At 38.2% G+C, this 5,642-nt stretch carries 6 protein-coding genes; all 6 read left to right on the forward strand.

Annotated features, from left to right (window positions below):
• On the forward strand, positions 1 to 1,385 hold a 1,385-nt coding region (locus AC220I_RS17370; protein WP_486725130.1), incomplete at its 5' end, for a sensor histidine kinase.
• A gap of 4 nt (positions 1,386 to 1,389) precedes the next feature.
• The gene (locus AC220I_RS17375; protein WP_486725131.1) at positions 1,390 to 2,718 is read left to right on the forward strand and encodes a sigma-54-dependent transcriptional regulator; all 1,329 of its coding nucleotides are present in this window, start codon (positions 1,390 to 1,392) and stop codon (positions 2,716 to 2,718) included.
• A 290-nt stretch (positions 2,719 to 3,008) separates the two neighbouring features.
• Positions 3,009 to 4,196 carry a CaiB/BaiF CoA transferase family protein gene (locus tag AC220I_RS17380; protein ID WP_486725132.1) on the forward strand — a complete coding sequence of 396 codons (1,188 nt, stop codon included), beginning with the start codon at positions 3,009 to 3,011 and terminating at the stop codon, positions 4,194 to 4,196.
• Between the two features lie 13 nt (positions 4,197 to 4,209).
• Positions 4,210 to 4,581: a malonate transporter subunit MadL gene (gene madL, locus AC220I_RS17385; RefSeq protein ID WP_486725133.1), complete on the forward strand. Its 372-nt coding sequence runs from the start codon at positions 4,210 to 4,212 to the stop codon at positions 4,579 to 4,581.
• Between the two features lie 12 nt (positions 4,582 to 4,593).
• Positions 4,594 to 5,355 (forward strand): malonate transporter subunit MadM, encoded by a 762-nt coding sequence (gene madM, locus AC220I_RS17390; protein WP_486725134.1) that lies wholly within the window; start codon positions 4,594 to 4,596, stop codon positions 5,353 to 5,355.
• 72 nt (positions 5,356 to 5,427) lie between these two features.
• Positions 5,428 to 5,642 (forward strand): carboxyl transferase domain-containing protein (locus AC220I_RS17395; RefSeq protein ID WP_486725135.1); only part of this gene is annotated, 215 nt, incomplete at its 3' end.

Raw genomic sequence — 5,642 nt, forward strand, 5'->3', positions numbered from 1 at the left:
TAAAAGATTACAATTGGATGATTGTGGTGGAGCAAAATAAGAATACGGTCAATCGAGAAATACTTGATGCCACTAATCAGCTTGCTATTATACAAAGTATTGTACTATTTTTTGCGCTGATCATCGGTCTTGTCCTTGCAAGATGGATTACCTTGCCAATCAAAGAACTGGTACAACAGGTACGCGCTTTACCAACTGCACTTAAGGATGATGAGAACATCAGTGTTAATTCAAACGAATCCGATAGCAATGAGCTTTCAGAGCTTAGTCACGCCTTTGTGGAAATGAGTTTGAACTTAAAGAATAACCTATCCGATTTGGAGAGTGCTGTGGTCAGTGAAAACAGAACCAAGCAGTATCTAAAAAACATACTCGCCAGTGTTCACAGCGGTATTATTGTGGCAGACTCAAGGTATCAAATCACGATATTTAATGCACAAGCGACTAAAATTACAGGTTTAGACAACAAGGAGATGATTGGTCACGATTTCTTTGAAGTCCTTAAAACCTTAAACTTAAACGTAAAAGAGGAAGTTTTAAATGTAATTCATTACGATCAACAGCTTACTGACCAAGAATCCACTTTAATCTCAACACAGCATAAGACGATTTCCATAAGCTATACTTGTTCCCGAGTTGTGGATCCTGCTGGGAATTATCTTGGTATTGTGTTACAATTCAGAGATATTACTGCCATGAAAATACTTGAACAGGAACTTCGTAAAGAGGATAGGATCCATACAATTGGTGAACTTTCGGCATCAATCATACATGACATTGGTAACCCTCTTGCAGGCATGGCCAATCTCATAGAGCTCTTAAAGGACAAAGAAATTAGCCAAGCTTCTCAGAGCGAAGTACTTGATCTCTTAAGTGAAGAAGTTAATGACCTCAATATTCTCGTCATCAATTTCTTAGACTTTGTAAGAAGTTCTGATATACAAAAGGGACCTGTAGATTTAATTAAAGTCATCAAGAGCTCTGTAGACTTACTCAAGGGTGAAATCGATACCAAACGCATTCGACTTGTTAGAAATCTTCCGAGTCATCCGATTGTATTAAATCTTGAATCAAGAAGTGTAAAACAGGCCCTAATCAACATTCTAAAAAATGCAAGTCAAGCGATTGATGACAAAGGCTCAATTATAATTTCAATTGTTGAGTCTGAAAAATTCATTACATTAACGATTGAGGATACCGGAAAAGGCATGAGTGAAGATGTCATCACCAAACTCTTCTATCCATTCTATACCACAAGAGAGAATGGAACGGGTCTTGGTTTGTTCATTGCCTATAATGCGCTCAAGGAAAATGGTTGTACACTTACTGTTGAATCAGAAGTCAATAAGGGTTCTATATTTAAAATAAACTTCAAGAAGGAATAAAAGTATGAAAATTCTAGTGATAGATGATGAAAAAAGCATACGTGTGTCTTTAACGCTTGGCCTTAAAAAACTGGATGTTACTGTGTTCAGTGCCGAAAATGGCACAGAAGGCTTAGCACTTTTTCGTGACCACAATATTGATTTGGTCATACTAGACATTAAGCTTCCTGACATTTCAGGCATTGAGGTTCTAAAGCAGATGAAGCAGCACGATGAAGGCTGTACGGTAATTATGATGACACATTTAAGTGAAGTTAAGCTCGCCGTTCAAGCTATGAAGCTTGGTGCTCATGATTATTTTACAAAACCTTTTTCGCTTGAAGAAATGCTGACGGTGGTAAAGCAAATGGACACCTATATCAGCGAAAAATCCTTACTGGATCAGGCTTCTAAAAATCCAAACGAAATTGTAGGCACATCAAATGCCATTACAGATATTATCAGCAAATTAAAAAAGTTATCTAGGGTTCAGTTTAGTACTTGTATTCTCGTAAATGGCGAAAGTGGCACAGGTAAAGAATTGGTGGCAAAACAAGTTCATGCCATTTGTTCACCTGAAAAACCCTTTGTCGCAATCAATTGTGCTGCGATTCCTAAACACTTGCAGGAAAGTGAGTTGTTCGGCCACGAAAAAGGTGCCTTTTCAGATGCCAAGAATCAAAGAATCGGTCTGCTGGAGCATGCTAAAGATGGTGTTTTATTCCTTGATGAAGTGGGTGATATGGATATCGACCTTCAAGCCAAGCTGTTAAGGGTCCTTCAAGAAAAAACATACCGCCGTATAGGCGGCAATGCTGAAATCCCATTTAACGCCATGGTCGTTGCTGCTACTAATAAAGATTTATTAGCTGAAGTGGAAACAAATAACTTTAGAAAAGACTTATATTATCGATTAAACATTATTCCCATCAAGGTGCCGCCTCTGAGAGAACGCAGGGAAGATATTCCACTATTAATCCAACACTTTATTCATATTTATAACGGCTTACTTGGTAAGGATGTAAGGGGCTTATCTGATGATATGATGACGATTTTTAATAAATACAGCTGGCCCGGCAACATTCGAGAACTTAAAAATATCATCGAGCGCTTGATGATATTAAGCGATACCAATGTCTTGCACATGGATGAATTGCCTTACGAGCTCACTGATGAGGATCCTCAGGACTATAAAGCACATCTCAGTCATCTAGAACTGGCAGAACAAGAAGCGGTACTTAGGGCGTTATCACAGCACAGCTGGAACATCACCAAAGCTGCTGAAGCCTTACAAATTTCAAGACTAACTTTAAGACGTAAAATTGATAAATACGGCATTTCAAATCAAAATTAAAGGCTATCGTATCCTATTAGGCCAGTATTAAATCCGCTATAATTCAACTAAAAATCCGCTATAATTCAACTAAAAATCTACTATAAATCAGCTTTGTATCAGGTTTATATCAGTATTAGTATCGTATTTGTTCATTCAAAAGTGGTTACTTTTTTACCAGCAGTGGTAAATTAGTTACCACTTTTTTATGTTTTTGATATACGAAATTATTGCAAACAGACACTTACAGCTTTGGCATGAGGCTTGCGTATATTATATGTGTATTACAATTTGAGAAAGAGGAGGCCAACATGAAACAAGCATTAGAAGGATTAAAGATACTTGATATGACAAGAGTTCTTGCCGGTCCTTACTGTACAATGGTCCTCGCAGATTTAGGAGCAGATGTCATTAAAATTGAATCTCCTAAAACAGGGGATGATTCAAGACAATTCGGTCCTTATATCAATGGGGAAAGTGCTTACTTTATGAGCATTAACAGAAACAAGAGAAGCATGACGTTAGACCTTAAAAATCCAGAAGCAAAACAAATATTTTTCGAACTTATTAAAACGGTCGATGTTGTGGTTGAAAACTTCAAACCAGGTACTATGGAGAAGCTCGGTTTCGGTTATGATGTTCTAAAAGAAATCAACCCTAAATTAATCTATGCAGCAAGCTCTGGCTTTGGTCATTCAGGACCTTATAGCACAAGACCTGCTTATGACGGTGTTGTACAAGCTATGGGCGGTATCATGAGTATCACAGGAGAACTAGGTGGCAAGCCAACTAGAGTTGGGCCATCAATCGGTGATATCACAGCTGGTTTATTCACCGCAATAGGTATTTTAGCTGCTGTGAACCATTTGAACGCAACTGGTCAAGGCCAAAAAGTAGATGTTGCCATGTTGGACTGTCAGGTGGCAATTTTGGAAAATGCACTTGCAAGATACTTTGCAACAGGTGTTTCTCCGAAACCAGCAGGTAACAAGCATTCTTCTATCGTGCCATTTGAACCATTTGAAACATCTGATGGTGAAATTATGATTGCAGTAGGTAACGATAACCTCTGGAAAAAGTATTGTACTGAAATTGGTAATGAGCATTTAATTACTGATGAGCGATTTTCTACCAACCCACAAAGAACGGTTAATTACAACGAGCTAAGACCGATTCTAGCGGAAATCATGAAGTCTAAATCGACTGAAGAGTGGTATGTTAATTTAACCAAAGCAGGTATTCCTTGCGGTCCAATCAACAACATCGAAATGATCACCAAAGATGAACAAGTCAAGTTCAGGGATATGATCGTTGAAGTTGAGCACAAGGTTGCAGGTACAACTCATATTCCTGGTGTACCAATTAAAATGAGTGCAACACCTGGCGGTATCAAGAAATCTGCTCCAATTTTAGGCGAAGACACGTTTGAAATATTAAAAGAACTATTAAATTACTCAGATGAGAAATTAGAGAAACTTAAAGAAAATAATGTATTTTAATTAGGAGGGCAATATGGAGATTTATGGTTTAGGCATAGTCGCATTTTGTATGTATGTTGGGTCATTTTTGGGTTACTTTATCGGAAAAGTACTTGGCATCTCGGGAAATGTTGGTGGCGTAGGCTTTGCAATGCTTTTATTAATTCTTATCAGCAATTATGTGGATGAGAAAAAAGGTGGTTGGTCTGAAAGAACCAAAAATGGTATTTATTTATTAAGTGCTCTTTATATTCCGATTGTTGTTGCCATGGCTGGTATTCAAAATGTAGTTGCTGCATTTAGTGGCGGTGCGATTGCATTTGTTGCAGGTGGCGTTGCTACTATTGGCTCTATGTTTTTAGTGCCATTGATTGGCAAATTAGGTTCTAACAAATTAGAAGAATAGGGAGGCGCTCTTATGATAGCAGAAATTATTTCAACGTTATTTACTAAATTTCCATTAGTTGGTGCTTTTGGCGCCGTTGCATTAATCATGCTCATTTCTTACTGGTTTGCTAATGCAATCGGACAAAAGAGAATGGGTTCAGCAATTGCAATCGTTGTGGCATTAATTTTAGCATTTATTGCTGGTAAAGTTACTGGCGGTTCAAAAGGCGTTTCAGATATCGCTTACTTCTCAGGTTTTGCATTACTTGGCGGCTCAATGTTTAGAGACTTCGCCATTATTTCAACAGCCTTTGGTGCCAAGCTAGAAAACCTTAAAAAAGCTGGCTTACCTGGTACAGTTGCACTTTTACTTGGCGTCGCATTTTCTTTTATCGTAGGTTCAGTAATTGCTTATGCAATGGGTTACCACGACGCTGTTGATGTTGCCACAATCGGTGCTGGTACGGTAACCTTTATCGTTGGTCCAGTTACGGGAACTGCCCTTGGTGCAAGCTCAGAAGTAATTGCACTTTCTATCGCAGCTGGTGTTGTTAAATCTGTTTTGACCATGATTATCACACCATTCATTGCTAAGGCAATCAAGCTTGATAATCCAACAACTGCTATGGTATACGGTGGCTTAATTGGTACGACAAGTGGTGTTGCTGGTGGTTTAGCAGCTACTGATCCTAAACTCGTACCTTATGGTGCTATGACCGCAACATTCTACACAGGACTCGGAAGCTTATTATGTCCATCAATCGGCTATATGCTACTCAAGTTGTTTATTTAAGCTTTAAAATTTCTATACTTTTAAATGATTGATTCGTTTGAATCAATCATTTATTTTATGAGGAGGTATCCCTTGAGCGAAAAACTAGAATTACTTAAGAAGAATAAAGAAAAATTAATGGCAGGTGGTGGTGCAAAAGCCATTGCTAAGCAACATGAAAAAGGAAAGCTCACTGCCAGAGAACGTATTATGCTCTTGTTTGATGAAGGTACTTTTGTAGAGCTTGATGCGTTTGTTAAGCATAGATGTACCAATTTTGGCATGGAAAAAGTAGATGCACCAACAGA

It is taken from the genome of Fusibacter sp. (assembly GCF_057447755.1).